We start from the raw sequence: 1364 nt of genomic DNA, 5'->3' as shown, positions 1-1364 counted from the left end.
CAGTGGCGGCACCCACGCCATCCGTTGCCGCCCAGCAGGCTGCAGAACCTGCCGGCGCGCTGGCCGACCCGATCCCACTGGCGGTGGGCGTGCTGATGCACCGATACTCGCTGCCCCGCACCGAAGCGCTGGCCCGGCTGGTGCGCCTGGCCGAAGCCGATGGGCGGAGTTTGGCTGCTCAGGCTGCGGCGCTGGTCGATGCGGTCGAACTGCTGGCTCGGCCTGGGAACGCTTGAACTTTTCCTGCTGAGGTGGGTGCAGGATCAGGCCGCCGGGGCGCATTGCTCCGCTCATGTCCCCCGCCCGGACTGCGTCCGTTCTCCTCCTTTACTTCGCTGCGCAACACGCCCCACCGTCCTGATCGGCACGGTGTTGGCTGTTCAGGGGGCAAACACCAGCGCTGCCGCAGAGGGCGTTGGGTGGCCGATGCAGTGAAGTAAAGGAGGAGCCGCAGGCGGGGGACATGAACGGAATCGGCTACCCGACGCCCTCTGCTCGCGCCGACCGACGAGAAAGAAACACTAGACCGTGAAGTAGAAGCGAGCGCCTTTGCCGACTTCCGACTCGGCCCAGATGTCGCCGCCGTGGCGGCGCAGGATGCGGCGTACCGAGGCCAGGCCGACGCCGGTGCCCTGGAAGTCTGTGGGGCTGTGCAGGCGCTGGAAGACGCCGAAGAGGCGGTCGGCAAAGCGCATGTCGAAGCCGGCGCCCTGGTCGGCCACGACATAGACGCGGCGGCCATCGGCCTGGCGTTCGCAGCGGAATTCGATCACCGTCTGCGGGTTCTGGCCGCTGTACTTCCAGGCGTTGCCCAGCAGGTTTTCCAGTGCAATGCGCAGCAGTGTGGGGTCGCCCTGCACCACCAGGCCGGCTTCGATGTGGATGCTGGCCTGGCGGTCCGGTGCTTCGCGGCGCAGGTCTTCGATGATGAAGCCGGCCAGCTGCGACAGGTCCACCGGCTTGCGCGCCAGCGGCTGCGACTGCAGGCGCGACAGCGCCAGCAGTGCGTCGATCATGCTGTTCATGCGCGCGCCGGCCGAGAGCACGCGGTCGACGTGGTCATTTCCGATGCGGTCCAGGAAGCGGCCGTAGTCTTCCTTGAGGATGCGCGCAAAACCTTCGACCACGCGCAGCGGCGCGCGCAGGTCGTGCGAAACCGAATAGATGAAGGACTCGTGATCGGCCGCGCTGATGGCGGCTTCTTCAGGCGCTGCGCCGGGCAGCGGGCGCAGCAGCAGCAGGCGGCCGGGTTGCTGGCCGGTTTCGCTGTCGAGTGGCAGCATTTCGAGCTGCCACTGGTCGGTGGTGGCACTTTGGCCCGGGGCCAGGCCTTCGATCACGCCGATCAGCTCGCGCGGTGCCTT

At 67.9% G+C, this 1364-nt stretch carries 2 protein-coding genes; one reads left to right on the top strand and one right to left on the bottom strand.

Annotated elements, in window-relative coordinates:
* Positions 1 to 236, top strand: a 236-nt coding sequence (locus tag FKP22_RS30490) for an ANTAR domain-containing protein (RefSeq protein ID WP_141291941.1), incomplete at its 5' end; no start/stop codon positions are given.
* A gap of 285 nt (positions 237 to 521) precedes the next feature.
* Here FKP22_RS30490 and FKP22_RS30485 read toward each other — a convergent pair.
* Positions 522 to 1364 (bottom strand): sensor histidine kinase (locus FKP22_RS30485; RefSeq protein ID WP_233447029.1); only part of this gene is annotated, 843 nt, incomplete at its 5' end.

Source organism: Ideonella azotifigens (assembly GCF_006519715.1).
Lineage (GTDB): Bacteria > Pseudomonadota > Gammaproteobacteria > Burkholderiales > Burkholderiaceae_C > Ideonella > Ideonella azotifigens.
Note: the sequence above shows the minus strand (reverse complement) of the source record. Positions and strands in the feature narration are given on the sequence as shown.